Source organism: Rhodoplanes roseus (assembly GCF_003258865.1).
In the GTDB taxonomy this organism is placed as follows: Bacteria; Pseudomonadota; Alphaproteobacteria; order Rhizobiales; family Xanthobacteraceae; genus Rhodoplanes; species Rhodoplanes roseus.
Genome location: NZ_NPEX01000039.1, coordinates 1 through 18,068 on the forward strand (window position 1 = coordinate 1; position 18,068 = coordinate 18,068).

The window sequence follows — 18,068 nt, forward strand, 5'->3', positions numbered from 1 at the left end:
GCGGCCGGCCCCGCCGTGCAGATCCGCGGCCTCTACAAGTGGTTCGGCGAGTTCCAGGTGCTGGCCGACGTCGACCTCGCGGTGGCGCGCGGCGAGCGCATCGTCATCTGCGGGCCGTCCGGCTCCGGCAAGTCGACCCTGATCCGCTGTATCAACGCGCTGGAGCCGTTCCAGCGCGGCTCCATCGTGGTCGACGGGGTGAGCGTCACCGACGATCTCAAGCGCATCGACGAGGTGCGCCGCGAGGTCGGCATGGTGTTCCAGCAGTTCAACCTGTTCCCGCACCTCACGGTTCTTCAGAACTGCACATTGGCTCCCATTCATGTGCGGAAAATGCCGCGCAAGGAGGCCGAGGAGATCGCCATGCGCTACCTCGCCCGGGTGCGCATCCCGGAGCAGGCCAACAAGTATCCGGCGCAGCTCTCCGGCGGCCAGCAGCAGCGCGTCGCCATCGCGCGCGCCCTGTGCATGAGCCCGAAGATCATGATGTTCGACGAGCCGACCTCGGCGCTCGACCCCGAGATGGTCAAGGAAGTGCTCGACACCATGGTGTCGCTCGCTCAGGACGGCATGACCATGCTGTGCGTCACCCACGAGATGGGCTTCGCCCGCCAGGTCGCCGACCGCGTCGTCTTCATGGACGCCGGCCAGATCGTCGAGATCAACACCCCGGCCGAGTTCTTCACCACGCCCCGCCACGAGCGGACCAAGCTGTTCCTCGGGCAGATTTTGGGGTGAGGTGCGCGGGTGGCGTATCAGCCTCGCCCGGCGGCTCGGAGGCGATCGAGAAGCGCGGTGACGTCGGACCTAAACTGCTCGAAGGCAGGCCCCGTCTGCGTGGCTCGCTCCAGGACGATCCCGACATCCAGGACGAAGCCGTAGGAGTTGCGCTGGCGATGCCGGAAGGCGCGCAGGCGATCCAGGGCGGCGAAGCAGGTCTCGGAGATCACCGCGTCGCGGACGCCCGGGAACGGATGTGACATCCGCTTCAGCAGCGAGGCATGCCAGCTTTCGCTGCGCTCGATCCGCGCGCCGTCGATCTCGGCCGCGATCAGGCCCATGATGCGCTCGCAGCCCGTGTAGATTTTCTCCACCCCTGACGCGAGGCCCTGGACGGCCAGCCAGGTCCACGCCGGGTCGGTTCCTTCGCGGGCCTCGCGGACCAGCGTCACGCCGGCTTCGAGCAGCCCGACCTCGCGGGCGACGTCGGCGAGCTCGTTCTCGATGTCAACGCAGGTCCCGCGCATCGACCGCGTCCCGCATGAGGCGCTCGACCTTGTGGGGCGGAACCTCGTCCAGATAGATCACGTCGAAGCGGAATCCGCCGAGGCAGTCCTCCACCGAGCCCTCGATCGCGTATTTCAGGTCGGGCGGGCAGGCGGTGACGAGGAGGTCGATGTCGGACGCGGGACCGAACCGGTCGGCGGCGAGTGAGCCGATGACCCTCGCCGTCACGCCGCGTGCCGCGAGCATGTCGCAGGCGGCGCGCGCCCGCTCGATGGCCACGGACCGCCTGACAGCGGTTTCGGCCTTGGCCGGAGCAGCGGGCGGGGTTGGTTCTGCGCGCACGATCGCGCTCCGGGTGGCGAGCATGACGGCCACGATATAAGCGTGCCGGCGCTCTACATCAACGTCGGCGTGCGGTCCGCCCCGGGCGTGCCGTCGCCGCGCTCACTCCCTCCCGGTCGCGATCGGCAGGTCGCCGCGGCCGGCCCATTCGGTCCAGGAGCCGTCGTAGAGGGCGACCGGGTCGCGGCCCAGCGTGTGGAGGGCGATCCACAGCACGGCGGCCGAGACGCCGGAGCCGCAGGTGGTCAGCACCGGCTTTTCCAGGTCGACGCCGCCGGCCGCGAAGGCGGCGCGCAGCTCGTCGGCGGGCCGCAGCGTGCCGTCGCGCACCAGGGCGGCGTGCGGCACGTTGAGCGAGCCCGGGATGTGGCCGGACGGCAGGCCCTTGCGCGGCTCCGGCGCCTCGCCGGTGAAGCGATCGGCGGCGCGGGCGTCGACCACCTGGGCGCTGTTCTCGGCCAGGGTCTTCTGCACGCGGGCGACGTCGGCGACGAGGTCGGGCGGGGTCTTCACCGCGAAGGTCCTGGCCGGACGCGACACCGGGCCTTGCTCCACCGGCCGGGCCTCGGCCAGCCAGCGCGGCAAGCCGCCCTCGAGCACGAACACGTTCTCGGCGCCGAACAGCCGGAACGTCCACCAGACGCGGGGGGCCGAGAACAGGCCGATGCCGTCGTACACGACGATGGTGTCGCGCTCGGAGATGCCCATGGCGCCGACGGCCGTCGCGAACTCGTCCGCCGTCGGCAACATGTGGGGCAGGGACGTCGTCCGGTCGGCGACGGCGTTGATGTCGAAGCGCAGCGCGCCCGGCACGTGGCCGGCCAGATACTCGGCCTCGGCGTCGCGGTTCTGGGTCGGCAGATAGTAGGACGCGTCGAGCACCACGAGATCGGGCGCGCCGAGCTTTTGGGCGAGCCAGGCGGTGGAGACGAGCGGGGAACGGTCGGTCATGGCGGTGGTGATCCTGCGGGCAGGCCGCACCGATCGGCGATCGGCGCGGCTCCGTCATACCCCCGCGCCGGCGCCGCATCAAATCGCCGTCGTCGCGGACGGGACGAGGCCGGCCTCAATTTATGCAGAATCGAATGAACACGGTCGGTGGTATCGCGTTGTCGGGACGGCACCCCCGCACGTCCTCCACCGATCCTGCTTCGGAGCCCATCATGACCTTCACGGCCGCCCATATCTCTCCGTTCGTCGCCCTGCTGGCCGGCATCCTCATCCTGATCATGCCGCGACTGTTGAACTTCATCGTCGCGATCTACCTGATCATCATCGGCCTGGTCGGGCTCAACGCGATCTATCACTTCATCCGGTGAGGCGGACTTGTCCCGCCTTCGAGTCTCTATCCGGCCTCGTCCTGAGAAGCGGCCGAAGGCCGCGTCTCGAAGGGCGGGGGTGGCCTCATGGTTCGAGACGCGCTCCTGACGGAGCGCTCCTCACCATGAGGAGCGAGCGAAATGTGCTGGTTCGCCTTTCACGCGTTGATGAACGGCACCGTGATGCGCGACGGGCGGATCAGCCACTCCGGGACCGGGATGCTCTTGCTGCGCAAAAACTCCGGATCGAACAGGCGCGACTGATAGCGGGTGCCGGAGTCGCACAGGATCGTCACGATGGTCTTGCCGGGCCCGAGCTCCCGGGCGAGCCGGATCGCACCGGCGATGTTGACGCCGGACGAGCCGCCGAGGCACAGGCCCTCGTCCTTGATCAGGTCGAACAGCAGTGGGATCGCCTCCTGGTCGGGAATCTGGAAGGCGAGGTCGATCGGCGCGTCCTCGAGATTCCTGGTGATGCGACCCTGGCCGATCCCCTCGGTGATCGACGAGCCCTCCGCCTTCAGCACCCCGGTCGTGTAGTAGGAGTACAGCGCGGCCCCGCGCGGATCGGCGAGCGCGATCTTGACGTCCCGGCTCTTCGCCTTCAGCGCCATGCCGACGCCGGCCAGCGTGCCGCCGGTGCCGACCGCGCTGACGAAGCCGTCGATGCGGCCGCCCGTCTGCTCCCAGATCTCCGGACCGGTGGTGCGGATGTGGCCCTCGCGGTTGGCGACGTTGTCGAACTGGTTGGCCCAGATCGCGCCGTTCGGCTCGGTCGCCGCCAGCTCGGCGGCGAGCCGGCCGGAGATCTTCACGTAGTTGTTCGGGTTGGCGTAGGGCACGGCCGGCACCTCGACCAGCTCGGCCCCGAAGGCGCGCAGCGTGTCCTTCTTCTCCTGGCTCTGCGTCTCCGGAATCACGATGACGGTGCGGAAGCCGAGCGCGTCGGCCACCATGGCGAGGCCGATGCCGGTGTTGCCGGCCGTGCCCTCGACGATGACGCCGCCCGGCTTCAGGGTGCCGCGCGCGATCGCGTCCTCGATGATGAACAGCGCGGCGCGGTCCTTCACGGACTGGCCCGGGTTCATGAACTCGGCTTTTCCCAAAATCGTGCAGCCGGTCTGCTGCGACGCGCGCTTCAGCTTGATCAGCGGCGTGTTGCCGATCGCGCGCGTCACGTCTTCGCGTATCTGCATGCTGTCTCCGTTCGGCAAGGCGGGCTCTCCGTTCTGAAGCAGGTTTTTAGCCCGCCGGAGCACCGGGGGTCTGGAGAAAAGCTGACCCTATTTCGGGTCGTCCGGGCAATCCTCGTCTCCGCCGCGATCGGATCGCGCATTGACGGGCGCCGACTCTCGCAATATACGAAGTTACATGAGACGTGACGGGCGCCTTTCGGGGGTTCTCCATGTGCTGCTGCACATGGCGGAGCAGCGCGGTCCGGTGACCTCCGAGGTCCTGGCCAAGGCCATGCAGACCAACCCGGTGGTGATCCGGCGGATCATGGCCGGCCTGCGAGAGCGTGGGCTGGTGCGGTCCGGCAAGGGGCACGGCGGCGGCTGGACGCTGGCGCGGGACCTTTCCGCCGTCACGCTGCGCGACGTCTACGAGGCGCTCGGTCGTCCGTCGCTGTTCGCCATCGGCAACCGTGCCGAGGCGCCCGCCTGCCTGGTCGAGCAGGCCGTCAATGGCGCCCTCGACCGGGTTCTCCACGACGCCGAGGCGCTGCTGCTGGCGCGGCTCGGCGAGATCACGCTCGCGGCGTTGAGCGCCGACGTCCACGGGCGCCTCGGTCGTTGCAGTGGCGCCCACACAACGGAGAGTCCGGATGTCACTTGAACCGGCCCCGGCCGACGTCCTCGCCGCCTTCGAGGATCCCGAGAAGGTCGCCCGCTACATGGAGGGACCCACCCGCTTCGTGCCCGGCTATGGCGATCTCCACCGCATGACCGGGGTTCTCCTGGCCGAGCGGGCCCCCCGCGACGCGACCGTGCTGGTGCTCGGCGCCGGCGGCGGGCTCGAGCTGAAGGCGATGGCGGAGGCCCATCCGGCGTGGCGCTTCGTCGGCGTCGATCCGGCCGCCGAGATGCTGCGGCTGGCCGAGCGCACGCTCGGACCGCTCGCGGCGCGGGTGCAGCTCGTCCAGGGATACATCGACGCCGCGCCGGAGGGGCCGTTCGACGCCGCGACCTGCCTGCTGACGCTGCATTTCCTCGACGCCGACGAGCGCCGCCGCACGCTCGGCGAGATCCGGCGGCGGCTGACGCCGGGGGCGCCGTTCGTCGCCGCTCACTCCAGCTTTCCCCAAAATCCCGCCGAGCGACCGCTCTGGTTGTCGCGCTATGCGGCGTTCGCGATCGCAGCGGGCGCCGAGCCGGAGCTCACCGAGAACGCGCGCAAGGTCGTCGAGGCCGCTCTGATGCTGTTCGATCCGGCGCAGGACGAGGCCATCCTGAAGGCCGCCGGCTTCTCCGGCGTGAACCTGTTCTACGCGGCCTTCACGTGGCGCGGCTGGGTGGCCTACGCCTGACGCCGCCTGGGCTCATGGCCGCTTCGTCACGGCCAGCGCCGCGAGCGCCCGCTCGCGGGCGATCTTGTGATCGACCAGCGGCACGGGATAGTCGGTCCCGAGCGTCACGCCGGCGGTTCTCAGCTCCGGCGTCGCAGCGAACGGCGCGTGGACGAACTTGGCTGGAACGCCGCGCAGCTCCGGGACCCATCGCTTCACATAGGCGCCGTCGGGATCGAATTTTTCTCCCTGCAGCACCGGATTGAAGATGCGGAAATACGGGGCCGCATCGGCGCCGGAGCCGGCGACCCACTGCCAGCTCGCCGGGTTGTTGGCCGGATCGGCGTCGACCAGCGTGTCCCAGAACCAGCGCTCGCCCTCGCGCCAGTCGATCAGCAGATGCTTCACCAGGAACGAGGCGACCACCATGCGGACGCGGTTGTGCATGTATCCGGTGGTCCACAGCTCGCGCATGCCGGCGTCGACGATCGGGTAGCCGGTTTTTCCGCGCTGCCAGGCGTGCAGGGCAGACGGATCGCTGCGCCACGGGAACGCGTCGAAGCGCGGCTGATAGTTCTCGGTCGCGAGCCGCGGATGGTGGGCGAGCAGGTGGTACGAGAACTCGCGCCACACCAGCTCGGCGATGAACTTGTCGACATCCTGTGCGGTCGCGCGGCCCGCCTCGCGGGCCACCAGCGCCGCGTGAAACACCTGGAACGGGCTGATCTCGCCGAAGCGCAGATGCGGCGACAGGCGCGACGTCCCGATGCGGTCCGGCCGGTCGCGGTCGCTGGCGTAGCCGGCGAGGGCGCGGTCCAGGAAGGCGGCGAGCTTCTCCTGCGCGGCGGCCTCGCCACGGGTCCAGACGGCCGGGAAGCCGGCCGCCCAGTCGGGGGCGCGGGGCTCGAGCGCCCAGTCGTCGAGCGCCTCGGATCGGAGTCCCGCGACGCCCGGCATCGCCCCGGGCGCCGGTAGGGGCGGGCGCGGCGCCGGCCGGGCCAGCAGGGCGCGCAGGAACGGGGTGAACACGCCGAACGGCCCGCCGGCCTTGGTGCGCACCTGGTCCGGCTCGGCCAGCAGGCCGGCCTGGAACGTGCCCACCGCGATGCCCTGTGACGCGAGGTCGGCCGCGAGGGCGGCGTCGACTACCGCCTCGGCCGGCGCGTAGCGCCGGTTCCATACCACCTCGGCCGCGCTGCTCTCGCGGACCAGATCGGGGATCACCCGGGCGGCCGGCCCGTGCCGCAGCAGCAGCGTCACTCCGCGCGTCCCGAGCGAATGGGCGAGCGAGCGCAACGCGCCGGCGAGCCACCAGCGGCTCGCCGCCCCGGGCGGCCGGACCCCGGGGCTCTCCTCGTCGCGGACCCAGACGGCGACCACGGGCCGGCCCGAGGCCGCGGCGGCCGACAGGGCCGGGTGGTCCGATACCCGCAGGTCGTCGCGAAACCACACGACGACCGGGGTGGCGGACCGGGACGACGACGAAGGGGACGACGACGAAGGGCTCATGGGGCTCGGTCTCTGCGGATCGGCTCGGGGCGCGGCTGAGGCGAAGGGCGGCCAGGGTCCACACCTATACGAGCGGGCGCGCCGAAGAGATCCCCCAGCATGCGACCGATGTAACGGTTCGGTTACCGTATCCTGCCGACTGGCCGGTACTATTCCGGACCTTCACGACTTGTTGGGCCGGGTGCTGTAGCCGTGAACGACGGCCGCACCTTTGTTCTGCACTCGGACTCCGGGCCCATGACCGTCGACGTCAACACGCTGTTTCTCGTCACGATCTATGTCGAGGCCATCCTCGGACTGCTGCTGCTGTTCGCCTGGATGCAGAACTCGGCCATCCAGGCGGTCGCGTGGTGGGGCGGGGCACATCTGCTGCGGGCCGGCTCCATCACGCTGTTCGGCATGTACGGCAGCTGGCCGGACATGATCACCATCGACCTGGCCAACGCCATCCTGCTCACCTCCTTCGCCGTGACCTGGACGGGGGCGCGCGTGTTCGACGGGCGCCGGCCGCTGCCGCTCGCCATGATCGCCGGCGCCGCGCTGTGGCTGATCGGCACCCATTTCGCCTTCACCCAGGGCAAGATGGAGCTGCGCGCCCTGGTCAGCGCCGGCATCATCGCGGCCTATACCTGGCTCACCGCGGCCGAGTTCTGGCGCGGCCGCGCCGAGCCGCTGGTGTCGCGGCTGCCGGCGACGTTCCTGCTGTTCGCGCACGGCGCGTTGTTCCTGCTGCGCACCCCGCTCTCGGCGCTGCTGCCGTGGTCGCCGACCAACCAGGTGTTCGGCAGCGTGTGGCTGACGGTGCTGAGCTCCGAGGCGCTGCTGTTCTCCATCTCGATCGCCTTCATCCTGCTGGCGATGGCGAAGGAGCGCACCGAGTACCGGCACAAGACCGCCTCGATGGTCGACCTGCTCACCGGCATCGCCAACCGACGCGGCTTCCTCAACGAATGCGAGACGGTGGCGCGCCGCCAGGCCGAGGAGCCGCGCCTCACCGCCGTGCTGCTCGCCGACCTCGACAAGTTCAAGTCGATCAACGACCGCTTCGGCCACGCCGTCGGCGACAAGGTCCTGGAGGTCTTCGCCGACACGACCGGCCGCACCGTCCGGCCGTCCGACGTGATCGGCCGCCTCGGCGGCGAGGAGTTCGCCGCCGTGCTGTACGACATCGGCCGTGAGCGGGCGCTGCTGATGGCCGAGGACATCCGCTCGCGCTTCGCCGATGGCGCCAGCCTGGTCGAGGGGCGGCCCATCAACGCCACGGTCTCGATCGGCATGGTGTTGTCGGAGGACCCGGTGCTCGACGTGCCGAAGCTGCTGCGCCACGCCGACCAGGCGCTCTACCGCGCCAAGGAACGCGGCCGCAACCGCGTCGAGATCGCGACGCTCGACCAGCGCAAGTCGGGTTCGTCGCCCCCGAGCAGCGACTACGCCATCGACGCGGCGTGAGTTGTCCGACCGTTCCGGGGTGCAATATCCTGGGTCCGCACCGACTCGGGATGGCGCCATGAGCATCGACCGTGAGACGACAGGCTCCGGCGAGGACCGGCTGATCGCGCGGCATTTCGCGCCACTGGCGACGCATCCGGGGGCGCTCGGGCTCACCGATGACGTCGCGCTGCTGACGCCCCCCGATGGGTGCGAGCTGGTGCTGGAGACCGACGCGATCGTCGCCGGCATGCACTTCTTCGCCGACGACCCGCCGGCATCGATCGCCCGTAAGGCGTTGCGCATCAATCTGTCGGACCTCGCCGCCAAGGGCACGCGGCCGCTCGGCTTCCTGCTGTCGCTGGCGCTGCCGCGGCGGAGCGGCGACGTGACCGTCGACGATCCTTGGCTCGCCGCCTTCGCGGCGGCGTTGGGGGCCGACGCGAAGGCCTATGGCTGCCCGCTGCTGGGCGGCGACACCGTCGCCTCGCCCGGGCCCGTGATGATCTCGGTGACGGTGATCGGGGCGGTGCCGACCGGCACGCTGGTGAAGCGCCGCGGCGCGCGGCCGGGCGACCGGCTGGTCGTCACCGGCACGATCGGCGATGCGGCGCTCGGCCTGCTGATGCGGCTGGAGCGGGCCGGCGCCGGCGACTTCGATCTCGCCGAGGCGGAGCGCGCGCATCTCCTGTCGCGCTACCTGGAGCCGTGCCCGCGCAATGCGCTGGCCGAGGCGGTGCGCACCCATGCCACGGCCGGTATGGACGTCTCCGACGGGCTGGTCGGCGACCTCGCCAAGCTGTGCGCCGTCTCGGGCGTCACGGCGATCGTGGAGACGGCGCGGCTGCCGCTCTCCGAGGCGGCCCGCCGCGTGCTCGCGGCGGCGCCCGAGCTGCTCGCCACCGTCCTGGCGGGCGGCGACGACTACGAGATTCTCTGCACCGTTGCGCCCGAGCGGCTCGCTTCGTTCCTGGCGGCGGCCGCGCAGGCCGGCGTGCCGGCTACCGAGATCGGCGAGATTCTGGTCGGGCAGGGCGCCCCCCGCGTCCTCGGCCCCGACGGCCACCCGGTCGCGCTCGACCGGGCGAGCTTCAGCCACTTCTGACGGCGGCTCACGCCGGCCGGCGCGCGGCCGGGTTCGACGCGCCGATCTCGGAGAGGTCGTACGGCGTCGTCTGATAGATCGCGTTGATCCAGTTCCCGACCAGCAGATGGGCGTGGCTTCGCCACGTGTTCTCGGGCGGCCGCGCCGGATCGTCGTTCGGGAAGTAGTTCTTCGGAATCGCCACTCTCTCGCCGGCGGCGAGGTCGCGGGCATACTCCTCGGCGAGCGAGGTCGTGTCGTATTCGAGATGGTCGAAGATGTGCACGGTCCGGTGCACCGGGTCGTCGAGCAGGCACAGGCCGGTCTCTGCGCTTTCGGCCAGCACGCCGAGCTCGCTCCCGCACGGGATGTCGGCCCGGCGGACCTCGGTCCGTCGCGACACCGGGGTGGAGAAGGTGTCCGAGAAGCCCCTCAGATAGGGGGAGCCCGGCGCCAGCACGCGCTGGCGCACGACGCCGAAGGCCTTTTGCGGCAACTCGTATTTCGGCATGCCGTGGAAATGATGAACCGCCGCCTGCGCGGCCCAGCAGACGGTGAGGCAGCCGTGCACGTGAGACTGGATCCAGTCGAAGATCCGGCGCAGCTCGTCCCAATAGGTGATCTGCTCGAACGGCAGCAGCTCGACCGGCGCCCCGGTGATGACGAAGCCGTCGAACCGCTCCGCCCGCACATCCTCCCAGGCCCGGTAGAATGTCGCCATGTGATCCGCCGTGGCGTGCCGCGAGACGTGGTCCGTGATCTTCACCAGTGTCAGCTCGACCTGCAGGGGCGTCGCGCCGATCAGCCTGGCGAACTGGGTCTCGGTGCGGATCTTGTTGGGCATGAGGTTGAGCAGCCCGATGCGCAGCGGACGGATGTCCTGCCGGACCGCGTCGGTCTCGCGCATGACCATGATGCCCTCCGCCTCGAGTGTGCGGCGGGCCGGCAGGCTGTCGGGAATCGTGATCGGCATGATCTCGTCCGTCTCCGGTTTTCAGGGACGGACGCGGTGGCTTGGACCCGTTTGGTTGCCGGCTCGGCCACATCCTCCCCCGTTCGAGGGAGTGCCACCTTGCCCGGTCGGCAGGTTGGCGTTGGGCGTCGCCCCAACTCTTGATGCAGGACGGACCTTACGGAAATCGTGGCGGGGCGGCAATGCCGGTTCGCGCGTGCCGGCCGACGCTGCGGACGTATCGTCCGGCAAGCTCGCCCCAACGGTACCTCGATAAAATCGACTTAGCGAAAATGCATGGCGACAGGCGGCCTTCGAATGCCGCAAAGCGCAGGGGAGTGTGGATGATGCGCGCACCCCCGGCTGACTGACGAGAGGCCGGCATGCCTGCCACCGACATAAAAAGCATTATCGATATCCACACCCATGTGATCTCCCCGGACACGGTGCGACACCCCCTCGCGCCGCTCGGCGGGACGCAGTCCGACTGGTCGCGCAAACGGCCGACGAGCGCGGCGGACCTGATCGCCGCGATGGACGCGGCCGGCGTCGCCAAGGCCGCGGTCGTCCAGGCCTCGACCGCCTACGGCTGCGACAACGGCTACCTGGCCGAGGCGGTCGCGGCCCATCCGGACCGCTTCACCGGCGTGTTCTCGATCGACATGTTCGCGCCCGACGCGGTGGCGACCTTCGATCGCTGGCATGCGGCCGGGCTCACCGGGCTGCGCCTGTTCACCACCGGCAGCACCAGCCCCGGTCAGGCCTCGTGGCTCGCCGATCCGCGCACCTTCCCGGTGTGGGAGCGGGCCGAGGCGCTCGGCGTGCCGGTGTGCCTGCAGATGCGCCCCGAGGGGCTCGCCGACCTGACGACGCTGCTCGACCGCTTCCGCACGGTGCCGATCGTTCTCGACCATCTGGCCCGCGTGGTGCTGTCCGACGGACCGCCCTATGCGGCGGCCGCCTGGCTGTTCGCGCTGGCCGACCGGCCGAACCTCTTCCTCAAGCTGACCAGCCGGACGGTCGAGCAGTCGGCCGAAGGCGGCTCGACCCCCGAGGCCTTCTTCCCGCGCCTGGTCGCCGCCTTCGGGGCCGACCGGATCGCCTGGGGCTCCAATTTCCCGGCGCATGCCGGGCCGATGGCGCGGCTCGTCGACGCGGCGAAGCGGGCGCTGGCCTGCCTGAGCGCGGCCGACCGCGCCCAAATCTTCGCCGGAACGGCGCAGCGCCTCTATCCGGTTCTCGCCGATCGCACGGAGGTGACGGCATGACGACCCCGATCGCATTGACCATCGCGCTCGGCGCGAAGCCGTGGCGCGCCGCGCTGTCCGGCCCGGCTGCCGTTGCCGAGACCTTCACGCTGTCCTTCGCCGAGGTGTCGCCGATCCATCGTGCCTTCGCGCCGATGGTCCGCGAGCAGAAATTCGACCTGAGCGAGCTCGCCGTGGTCACCGCCGTGCAGGCCTTCGCGGCCGGCAAGCCGGTGGTGCTGCTGCCGGTCGTGCTGGCGTCGCGCTTCCAGCATCGCTGCCTGATCACCCGGCGCGACGCGCCCGCCACCCTGGAGACTCTCGCCGGGCGGCGCATCGCCGTGCGGGCCTACAGCCAGACCACCGGCATGTGGATCCGCGGCATCCTGCAGAACGACCATGGCGTCGATCCGGCCTCGGTCCGCTGGGTGACCCAGGAGGGCGCGCATGTCGCCGAGTGCGACGACCCGGCCTGGGTCGAGCGCACCGCGGCGGGGCGCAAGCTCGTCGATCTGCTGCGCGACGGCGAGGTCGACGCGGCCATCCTGGGCAACGACCTGCCGGACGACCCGGCCTTCGTGCCGGTGTTCCCGGACCCCGACGCGGCCGCCCGCGCCTGGTACGCGAGGCACGCCGTGCTTCCGATCAACCACGTGATGGTGGTGAGCCGGGCGGTGGCGGAGCGCGATCCCGCGGTCCTGCGCGACGCGTGGGCGCTGCTGAAGGCGGTGCGGCCGGCACCGGCCGCCTCGGGACCGGACATGACGCCGATCGGGATCGAAGCGATCCGGCCGGGCGTCGAGACGGTGCTGCGGTTCTGTCGCCAGCAGAGCCTGCTGGCGCGCGACGTCACGGTCGACGCGCTGTTCGCCGACGCCGCCGCGCTGCTCGGCGCGGCGGCGGTCCGCTGACCGGGAGGCGATCATGACGGCAGTGACGACGTCGGCGGTCGAGCGACCGCGCGGCAAGGCCGGGCGCAAGCCCTTCTACAAGGACATGTCGGTGCAGGTGTTCGCCGGCATGGCGGCCGGGGCGCTGATCGGATGGCTGTGGCCGCAATCGGCGGACTTCATGCGGACGCTGGGCGACCTGTTCATCAGGCTGATCGCCATGTTCGTGGGGCTGATCATCTTCTGCGCCGTGGTGCACGGCATCGCGACGGTGCGCGAGGCCAAGAAGGTGGGCCGGGTGGCGATCCGGGCGCTGATCTATTTCGAGGTCGTGACCACGTTCGCGCTGGTGATCGGGCTGTTCATGATCAACGTGCTCGGCCCGGGCCGCGGCATGAACCTCGACCTGCACTCGATCTCGGGCGCCGGGCTCGACCCGTATCTGGCGACCGCGCACAAGATCACGGCCAACGGGTTCCTGCTCGGCATCGTGCCGCACACCGCCGTCTCGGCCTTCACCGAGGGCAACGTGCTGCAGGTGGTGTTCACCTCGGTGCTGTTCGCCTTCGGCCTGCTGGCGCTCGGCCGGCGGGCCGATCCGATGATCGAGATGATCGACATCACCAAGCGGACCGTGTTCAAGATCATCGGCTACGTCATGTGGCTGGCGCCGATCGGCGCGATGGGGGCGATCGGCTTCACGGTCGGCAAGTTCGGCATCGCCTCGCTGGTGTCGCTCGGCGCCATGGTGGTCGAGTTCTATCTCACCTGCCTCTTGTTCATCGTCTGCGTGCTGTGGCCGATCGCGCGTTTCAGCGGCATCTCGCTGTGGAAGCTCGCCCGCTACATCCGCACCGAGCTGCTGATCGTGATCGGCACCTCGTCGTCGGAGTCGGTGTTCCCGCAGCTCGTCGAGAAGCTGCAGCGGGCCGGCTGCGACGAGGCGATCGTCGGCCTGGTGCTGCCGACCGGCTACGCCTTCAACCACGACGGCACCTGCCTGTACTTCGCGGCGGCGTCGGTGTTCCTGGCCCAGGCGGTGGGGATCGATCTGTCGATCTGGCAGCAGCTCGGGCTGCTCGGCATCCTGCTGGTCACCTCGAAGGGCGGCGCCGGAGTGGCGGGGTCGGCCATCGTCGTGCTGGTCTCGACGCTCGCCGCCACCGGCACCGTGCCGGTCGCGGCGGTCGGCATCATCCTCGGCGTCCATCGGCTGATGTCGTCGGCCTTCGTCGCCGTCAACATCCTGGGCAATGCACTGGCGACCCTGGTGGTGTGCCGCTGGGAGAACGCCCTCGACCAGGCCGCGCTCACGCGGGCGCTCGACGGCGAGACGATGGAGCCGGTGACGGAGTCGGCCGCCGCCTGAGCGGATCGGACGAGCGGAAGCGGGCGAGGCGGCAGGTCCGCTTCGCCCGTTCGCGTCAGTCCAGCGCGTCCTCGAGGCCGGCCGGGACGCGGGCCGGGAGCTCGCTGGAGGCGACCACCACGGTGACGCCGGGCAGCTCGCGGAAGGGCTGGAGTTGCTCCTCGGTGGCGCCGGAGTCGGTCACCAGGGTCCACGGGCGGTTGAGCGGCAGCCAGGCCGGCTGGTGGGCGCTGCCGAGCTTGGAGGCGTCGGCGAGCAGGAACACCGAGGCGGCCTGCTGCACCATCGCCTCCTTGAGCGCGACCTGCTCCTGCGTCGCCTCGCACAGGCCGCGGCCGGCGACGACGCCGTCGGCGCCGAGAAACAGCTTGTCGGCGGTCAGGCGGCGCACCGCCAGCTCCGCCAGCGGGCCGAACGTGCCCATGCTGATCGACCGCACATTGCCGCCCAGCACGGTGAGGGCGATCTCGTCGGAGATCGCGAACACCGGCAGCAGCGCCAGATTGTTGGTGACGATCGACAGCCGGCGGTCCTTCAGCCGCAGGCCGAGCGCCTCGACGGTCGAGCCGACGTCGAGCAGCACGCTGTCGCCGTCCTCGACCAGCCGCGCCGCCGCGGCGGCGATCGCCTGCTTGGCCTGCAGGTTGATGTGCTCGCGGCTGGACAGCGTCGCCTCCGGTGCCGGCCGGGACAGGATCGCGCCGCCATAGGTGCGCGTCACCGCACCCGAGCTGGACAGCCGATGCAGGTCGCGCCGCACCGTGGACAGCGAGACGTCGAGCCGGCGGGCCAGCTCTTCCACGTTCTCCTCACCGGCCCGGATCAGATCGAGAATGTGCTGCTCGCGTTCGCGTCGTCTCCGCATGGCGTTCCGAACCGGCCGAAGCCCCTCCCGTTCAGCGACGAACCGCGAGCTCCGCAGCCTGCCGCAGCGCCTCTATCATGCTGCCCTCGTCCGCGATGCCGCGGCCGGCGATGTCGAATGCGGTACCATGATCCACCGAAGTGCGGATCACAGGCAAGCCGACCGTGATGTTCACGCCGGCTTCGAGCCCCATCACCTTGATCGGGATGTGACCCTGGTCGTGATACATCGCGATCACGAGGTCGAAGTCGCCCCGGTAGGCGCGGAAGAACAGCGTGTCACCGGGCAGCGGGCCTTCGACGCTCCAGCCGCGGTCCCGGCACGCCTTCACGGCCGGGACGATCTTGGCCTCCTCCTCGCCGTGACCGAACAGGCCGTTCTCGCCGGCATGCGGGTTGATGGCGCACACGCCGATTCGCGGCTGCGTCATGCCGGCGGCGACCAGCGTCGCACGGCCCCGCGAGATGGTGCGCTCGACCAGCCCGGGCTCGATCTTCGCGACGGCGTCGACGAGACCGATATGGGTGGTCACGTGGATCACCCGCAGGCGCGGGCCGACCAGCATCATCGACACCTCGGGCGTGCCGGTGAGATGCGCCAGGAGCTCGGTGTGGCCCGGAAACTTGTGGCCGGCGGCGTGCAGCGCCTCCTTGTTGAGCGGCGCCGTGCAGATCGCGTCGGTCTCGCCGGTGCGGCAGAGCTCGGCCGCCTTGGCGATGTAGCGATAGGCGGCCTCGCCCGAGGCGGCGAGCATCTGCCCGAACGGATGGCCGGGCGGCACCGCCTTCAGGTCGATGCAGTCGATCGTGCCGAGCGTGTCGCGGGCCTCGGCCGGCGTCTCGATCGTGTTGATCGTCGGTGAGGCGCCGACGATCGCGGCCGCCTCCTGCAGGCGCACGGCGTCGCCGATCACGACCGGCCGGCACATCTCGTAGACGTCGGGATGCGCCAGCGCCTTGACGACGATCTCCGGGCCGACCCCGGAGGGGTCGCCCATGGTGATGGCAATGACGGGGCCGGGCATGGGGTCAGTCCCTCTGGGATGCGGCGCCCGAGCGGAGGCGCTCGAGGCAATGGAGCAGCGTGGCGTCGGTGCCGAAGCCGCCGGCCTTGGTGGCGATCGGCAGCGCCACCGATCCGACCGTGACGCCGAGCGGCACGCCCGGCTCGACCTCGTCGAGCAGCCGGATGCCGGTGACGCCGATGCGGGCCAGGAGGGCGCAGACGGTGTCGCCGCCGGTCGCGACGATGCCGCCGAGATGCGCCGTCGCGGGCGCCACCAGGTCGGCGAGCCGCTTCGCCACGTCGCCGCCCTGGCGGAGGTCGCTGTCGGGACCGAACTCGGTTACGACGAGCACGTCGCCCTCGCCGAGCGCGGCGCCGATGCGGGCAGTCAGCTCGTGGCCGGCCGTGACGGCGCCGGCGGCGTTGCGCAGCACCGCCTCGGGCACCAGGACCGGGGTGACGCGGCCGGAGGCCGAGAGCGTCTCGGTGGCGGCCCGCGACGCCTCGGCGACGCTGCCGACCAGGACCAGGACGGGACCCTGGACAGCCGGCACGGCGGGCGGCGGCGGATCCGCGGGGGCCACCTGCCGGGCGAGCGCCGCGGCCAGTCCGCCGGTGCCGACGAACAGCAGCCGGTCGGCGAGGGGCAGGGCGGCCCGGGCGGCGAGCGCCAGATCCTCCTCGGTCGCGGCATCGCAGACGACCGCGTCGCAGCCCTCGGCGATGGCGGCCGTGATCACGCCCCGCACCATCCCGTCGCCACGGAGGAGCTGGTCGAGCGGCACGACGCCGGACTTCAGGCCGGCGGCCTTCAGCACGGCCGGCAGGTAGCCCGACTCGTAGGTGTGGTCGCGCGCCCAGAGCGGCGTCTCTTCGAGCCGCTGGCCGGCGACCAGGACGCGGCCGGTCTCGGTGGTGCGGCCCATGGCCGGGAAGGCCGGCGCCACGAAGGCGATGGTCGGGCGGCCGTTGCGGCGGAGGGCGGCGAGCAGCGCCGCCGTCTCGGCCGCGGGCTGCCCGCGCAGTGTCGAGTCGATCTTCTTGTAGAGATGCTGCCCGGGGCGGCCGCGGGCGGCCAGCACGGCGGTCTGGCGGGCGGCGGCGTCGGCCGCCGACAGCCGGCGGCTGTCGGCATCGACCGAGACCACCGGGGCGTCGCCGACATCGCCGTCGCCCCAGGTCACCACGGTCTCCAGCCCGCGCCGCGCGAAGGCGATCGCCGTGTCGGCGGCGCCGGTGAGATCGTCGGCGAGGATGAGCCAGGCGGTGTCGGCGGCGGTCACGTCACGCCTCCTTGTGGGCGGCGGGACCCACGGCCGCCGGTGCGACGGCCGGATCCGCGTGCTCGTCCGGCAGCTCGGCGGGGGCGCCGACCATGCGGGCCGTCCACGCGGTGACCAGCGGCACCAGGATGGCGGTGACCACCACGCAGGCGGCGACCAGGATGGTCGCGTGCTTGGCGGCCTCCGTGTAGACCGGGTTCGACGCCGCGATGATGGCCGGCACGGCGGCCGCATTGCCGGCGGTCGAGGCGGCCGCGACGCCCGCGACACCCGTACCGCCGGTCAGCCGGTCGGCGAAGAACAGCGGGATGCCGGTGATCACCACGACGGCGACGCCGAGCGCGAGGCCGAGCAGGCCGGCCTGCCAGACCTTGGTCAGATCGAGGCCGGCGCCGAGCGCGAAGGCGAAGAAGGGAATCATCACCGGCACGGCCTTGGCGAGAAAGTCGCGCATCTCGCGGTCGAGATTGCCGAGGATCATGCCGACCACGAGCGGCAGGATGCCGCCGACCAGGGTCTGCCAGGGGAACGCCGACAGGCCGGCGACGCCGAGCGTCACCATGGTCAGGAACGGCCCGGACTCCAGCGACATGATGGTGTAGGCGCCGACGTCGCGCGGCTTCCCGTACTGGCCCATCAAGGCCATGTAGAGCCCGCCATTGGTGTCGTTGAACGCCGCCACGACGGCGAGCGTCGAGAGGCCCGCGAACATGCCGGCCTCGATCGGCGCCTCGCCGAGCAGGCGCCCGAGCACCACGCCGGCCGCGACGCCCAGGGCGATCTTCACGGCGAACAGCGTGCCGCCCTTCTTGATGATGTAGGGCGTCGCCTTGAAGTCGATGCTGGCGCCCATGCACACGTAGAAGACGGCCAGGATGGTGAGGGCGCCGGTGAACAGCGCGCCCGTGAACGAGCCGAAGAACTTCGGCGTGTTCGGGGCCAGGGTCGCGATGACGGCGCCGAGCAGCAGGGGAACGACCATCATGCCGCCGGGCACCCGCTCGATGCCACGCTTGATCGGAATTTGTTTCACGGGCTCAAC

The 18,068-nt window shown here is 70.9% G+C and carries 19 protein-coding genes and 1 riboswitch; of the genes, 9 read left to right on the plus strand and 10 right to left on the minus strand.

What is annotated here, in order from left to right; translation table 11 throughout:
• The first annotated feature begins 15 nt into the window (after positions 1-15).
• On the plus strand, positions 16-738 hold the full coding sequence (locus tag CH341_RS08190; protein ID WP_111418576.1) for an amino acid ABC transporter ATP-binding protein: 723 nt from the start codon (positions 16-18) through the stop codon (positions 736-738).
• A 17-nt stretch (positions 739-755) separates the two neighbouring features.
• On the opposite strand, the gene CH341_RS08195 is transcribed toward CH341_RS08190, so the two are convergent.
• The 3 genes from CH341_RS08195 to sseA all read right to left on the minus strand — a co-directional run bounded on the left by CH341_RS08195 (position 756) and on the right by sseA (position 2,520).
• Positions 756-1,247 carry a ribonuclease toxin HepT-like protein gene (locus CH341_RS08195; protein WP_111418546.1) on the minus strand — a complete coding sequence of 164 codons (492 nt, stop codon included), beginning with the start codon at positions 1,245-1,247 and terminating at the stop codon, positions 756-758.
• Positions 1,228-1,506 carry a nucleotidyltransferase family protein gene (locus CH341_RS08200; RefSeq protein WP_245430944.1) on the minus strand — a complete coding sequence of 93 codons (279 nt, stop codon included), beginning with the start codon at positions 1,504-1,506 and terminating at the stop codon, positions 1,228-1,230. The genes CH341_RS08195 and CH341_RS08200 overlap by 20 nt, the downstream gene beginning before the upstream one ends.
• Before the next feature lie 165 nt (positions 1,507-1,671).
• Entirely contained in the window at positions 1,672-2,520 is an 849-nt protein-coding gene (gene sseA, locus CH341_RS08205) for a 3-mercaptopyruvate sulfurtransferase (RefSeq protein WP_111418547.1), read from the minus strand.
• Positions 2,521-2,732: 212 nt separating this feature from the next.
• Between sseA and CH341_RS08210 the strand changes: the two genes are divergently transcribed.
• Positions 2,733-2,888 (plus strand): DUF3096 domain-containing protein, encoded by a 156-nt coding sequence (locus CH341_RS08210; protein WP_111418548.1) that lies wholly within the window; start codon positions 2,733-2,735, stop codon positions 2,886-2,888.
• Between the two features lie 158 nt (positions 2,889-3,046).
• Here CH341_RS08210 and CH341_RS08215 read toward each other — a convergent pair whose 3' ends face one another.
• Complete coding sequence (locus CH341_RS08215; RefSeq protein ID WP_111418549.1) at positions 3,047-4,084, minus strand: cysteine synthase A; 1,038 nt, start codon at positions 4,082-4,084, stop codon at positions 3,047-3,049.
• Between the two features lie 175 nt (positions 4,085-4,259).
• Here CH341_RS08215 and CH341_RS08220 point away from each other — a divergent pair, with 175 nt between their 5' ends.
• The gene (locus CH341_RS08220; RefSeq protein WP_111418550.1) at positions 4,260-4,724 is read left to right on the plus strand and encodes an Rrf2 family transcriptional regulator; all 465 of its coding nucleotides are present in this window, start codon (positions 4,260-4,262) and stop codon (positions 4,722-4,724) included.
• Positions 4,714-5,415, plus strand: coding sequence for a class I SAM-dependent methyltransferase (locus CH341_RS08225; protein ID WP_111418551.1), 702 nt, complete (start codon positions 4,714-4,716; stop codon positions 5,413-5,415). The genes CH341_RS08220 and CH341_RS08225 overlap by 11 nt, the downstream gene beginning before the upstream one ends.
• Before the next feature lie 12 nt (positions 5,416-5,427).
• Here the strand turns inward: CH341_RS08225 and CH341_RS08230 are convergent, their stop codons facing one another.
• Positions 5,428-6,903 carry a cryptochrome/photolyase family protein gene (locus CH341_RS08230; RefSeq protein WP_111418552.1) on the minus strand — a complete coding sequence of 492 codons (1,476 nt, stop codon included), beginning with the start codon at positions 6,901-6,903 and terminating at the stop codon, positions 5,428-5,430.
• 237 nt (positions 6,904-7,140) lie between these two features.
• Between CH341_RS08230 and CH341_RS08235 the strand changes: the two genes are divergently transcribed.
• Both CH341_RS08235 and thiL read left to right on the plus strand, forming a co-directional pair.
• Complete coding sequence (locus CH341_RS08235; protein ID WP_170149526.1) at positions 7,141-8,352, plus strand: GGDEF domain-containing protein; 1,212 nt, start codon at positions 7,141-7,143, stop codon at positions 8,350-8,352.
• Positions 8,353-8,410: 58 nt separating this feature from the next.
• Positions 8,411-9,436 (plus strand): thiamine-phosphate kinase, encoded by a 1,026-nt coding sequence (thiL, locus tag CH341_RS08240; protein WP_111418554.1) that lies wholly within the window; start codon positions 8,411-8,413, stop codon positions 9,434-9,436.
• A gap of 7 nt (positions 9,437-9,443) precedes the next feature.
• Here the strand turns inward: thiL and CH341_RS08245 are convergent, their stop codons facing one another.
• Positions 9,444-10,388: a homoserine O-succinyltransferase gene (locus tag CH341_RS08245; protein WP_111418555.1), complete on the minus strand. Its 945-nt coding sequence runs from the start codon at positions 10,386-10,388 to the stop codon at positions 9,444-9,446.
• A gap of 41 nt (positions 10,389-10,429) precedes the next feature.
• Positions 10,430-10,540, minus strand: a riboswitch (SAM-I-IV-variant riboswitch).
• A gap of 210 nt (positions 10,541-10,750) precedes the next feature.
• Between CH341_RS08245 and CH341_RS08250 the strand changes: the two genes are divergently transcribed.
• From CH341_RS08250 to CH341_RS08260, 3 genes are read left to right on the plus strand one after another with little or no spacing between them, the layout of a single operon-like run.
• On the plus strand, positions 10,751-11,635 hold the full coding sequence (locus CH341_RS08250; protein WP_170149527.1) for an amidohydrolase family protein: 885 nt from the start codon (positions 10,751-10,753) through the stop codon (positions 11,633-11,635).
• A complete protein-coding gene (locus CH341_RS08255; protein WP_111418556.1) occupies positions 11,632-12,525 on the plus strand; it encodes a PhnD/SsuA/transferrin family substrate-binding protein in 894 nt (297 codons plus the stop codon). Before CH341_RS08250 ends, CH341_RS08255 begins: the two co-directional genes overlap by 4 nt.
• 13 nt (positions 12,526-12,538) lie before the next feature.
• Entirely contained in the window at positions 12,539-13,873 is a 1,335-nt protein-coding gene (locus CH341_RS08260; RefSeq protein ID WP_111418557.1) for a cation:dicarboxylate symporter family transporter, read from the plus strand.
• A gap of 55 nt (positions 13,874-13,928) precedes the next feature.
• Here CH341_RS08260 and CH341_RS08265 read toward each other — a convergent pair whose 3' ends face one another.
• Genes CH341_RS08265 through CH341_RS08280 form a run of 4 tightly spaced genes read right to left on the minus strand, consistent with a single transcriptional unit; the run spans position 13,929 to position 18,059 of the window.
• The gene (locus CH341_RS08265) at positions 13,929-14,738 is read right to left on the minus strand and encodes a DeoR/GlpR family DNA-binding transcription regulator (RefSeq protein ID WP_111418558.1); all 810 of its coding nucleotides are present in this window, start codon (positions 14,736-14,738) and stop codon (positions 13,929-13,931) included.
• 31 nt (positions 14,739-14,769) lie between these two features.
• Entirely contained in the window at positions 14,770-15,762 is a 993-nt protein-coding gene (gene pdxA, locus CH341_RS08270; protein WP_111418559.1) for a 4-hydroxythreonine-4-phosphate dehydrogenase PdxA, read from the minus strand.
• 4 nt (positions 15,763-15,766) lie between these two features.
• The gene (locus CH341_RS08275) at positions 15,767-17,026 is read right to left on the minus strand and encodes a four-carbon acid sugar kinase family protein (protein WP_111418560.1); all 1,260 of its coding nucleotides are present in this window, start codon (positions 17,024-17,026) and stop codon (positions 15,767-15,769) included.
• A gap of 1 nt (position 17,027) precedes the next feature.
• Positions 17,028-18,059 (minus strand): 2-keto-3-deoxygluconate permease, encoded by a 1,032-nt coding sequence (locus CH341_RS08280; RefSeq protein ID WP_111418561.1) that lies wholly within the window; start codon positions 18,057-18,059, stop codon positions 17,028-17,030.
• Positions 18,060-18,068: the final 9 nt, after the last annotated feature.

Bases quoted from the DNA above. Each gene is read 5' to 3' on its own strand.
- CH341_RS08195 (WP_111418546.1), bottom strand. From the start codon at position 1,247: ATGCGCGGGACCTGCGTTGACATCGAGAACGAGCTCGCCGACGTCGCC.
- sseA (WP_111418547.1), bottom strand. From the start codon at position 2,520: ATGACCGACCGTTCCCCGCTCGTCTCCACCGCCTGGCTCGCCCAAAAG.
- CH341_RS08210 (WP_111418548.1), top strand. From the start codon at position 2,733: ATGACCTTCACGGCCGCCCATATCTCTCCGTTCGTCGCCCTGCTGGCC.
- CH341_RS08215 (WP_111418549.1), bottom strand. From the start codon at position 4,084: ATGCAGATACGCGAAGACGTGACGCGCGCGATCGGCAACACGCCGCTG.
- CH341_RS08220 (WP_111418550.1), top strand. From the start codon at position 4,260: ATGAGACGTGACGGGCGCCTTTCGGGGGTTCTCCATGTGCTGCTGCAC.
- CH341_RS08225 (WP_111418551.1), top strand. From the start codon at position 4,714: ATGTCACTTGAACCGGCCCCGGCCGACGTCCTCGCCGCCTTCGAGGAT.
- CH341_RS08230 (WP_111418552.1), bottom strand. From the start codon at position 6,903: ATGAGCCCTTCGTCGTCGTCCCCTTCGTCGTCGTCCCGGTCCGCCACC.
- CH341_RS08235 (WP_170149526.1), top strand. From the start codon at position 7,141: ATGACCGTCGACGTCAACACGCTGTTTCTCGTCACGATCTATGTCGAG.
- thiL (WP_111418554.1), top strand. From the start codon at position 8,411: ATGAGCATCGACCGTGAGACGACAGGCTCCGGCGAGGACCGGCTGATC.
- CH341_RS08245 (WP_111418555.1), bottom strand. From the start codon at position 10,388: ATGCCGATCACGATTCCCGACAGCCTGCCGGCCCGCCGCACACTCGAG.
- CH341_RS08250 (WP_170149527.1), top strand. From the start codon at position 10,751: ATGCCTGCCACCGACATAAAAAGCATTATCGATATCCACACCCATGTG.
- CH341_RS08255 (WP_111418556.1), top strand. From the start codon at position 11,632: ATGACGACCCCGATCGCATTGACCATCGCGCTCGGCGCGAAGCCGTGG.
- CH341_RS08260 (WP_111418557.1), top strand. From the start codon at position 12,539: ATGACGGCAGTGACGACGTCGGCGGTCGAGCGACCGCGCGGCAAGGCC.
- CH341_RS08265 (WP_111418558.1), bottom strand. From the start codon at position 14,738: ATGCGGAGACGACGCGAACGCGAGCAGCACATTCTCGATCTGATCCGG.
- pdxA (WP_111418559.1), bottom strand. From the start codon at position 15,762: ATGCCCGGCCCCGTCATTGCCATCACCATGGGCGACCCCTCCGGGGTC.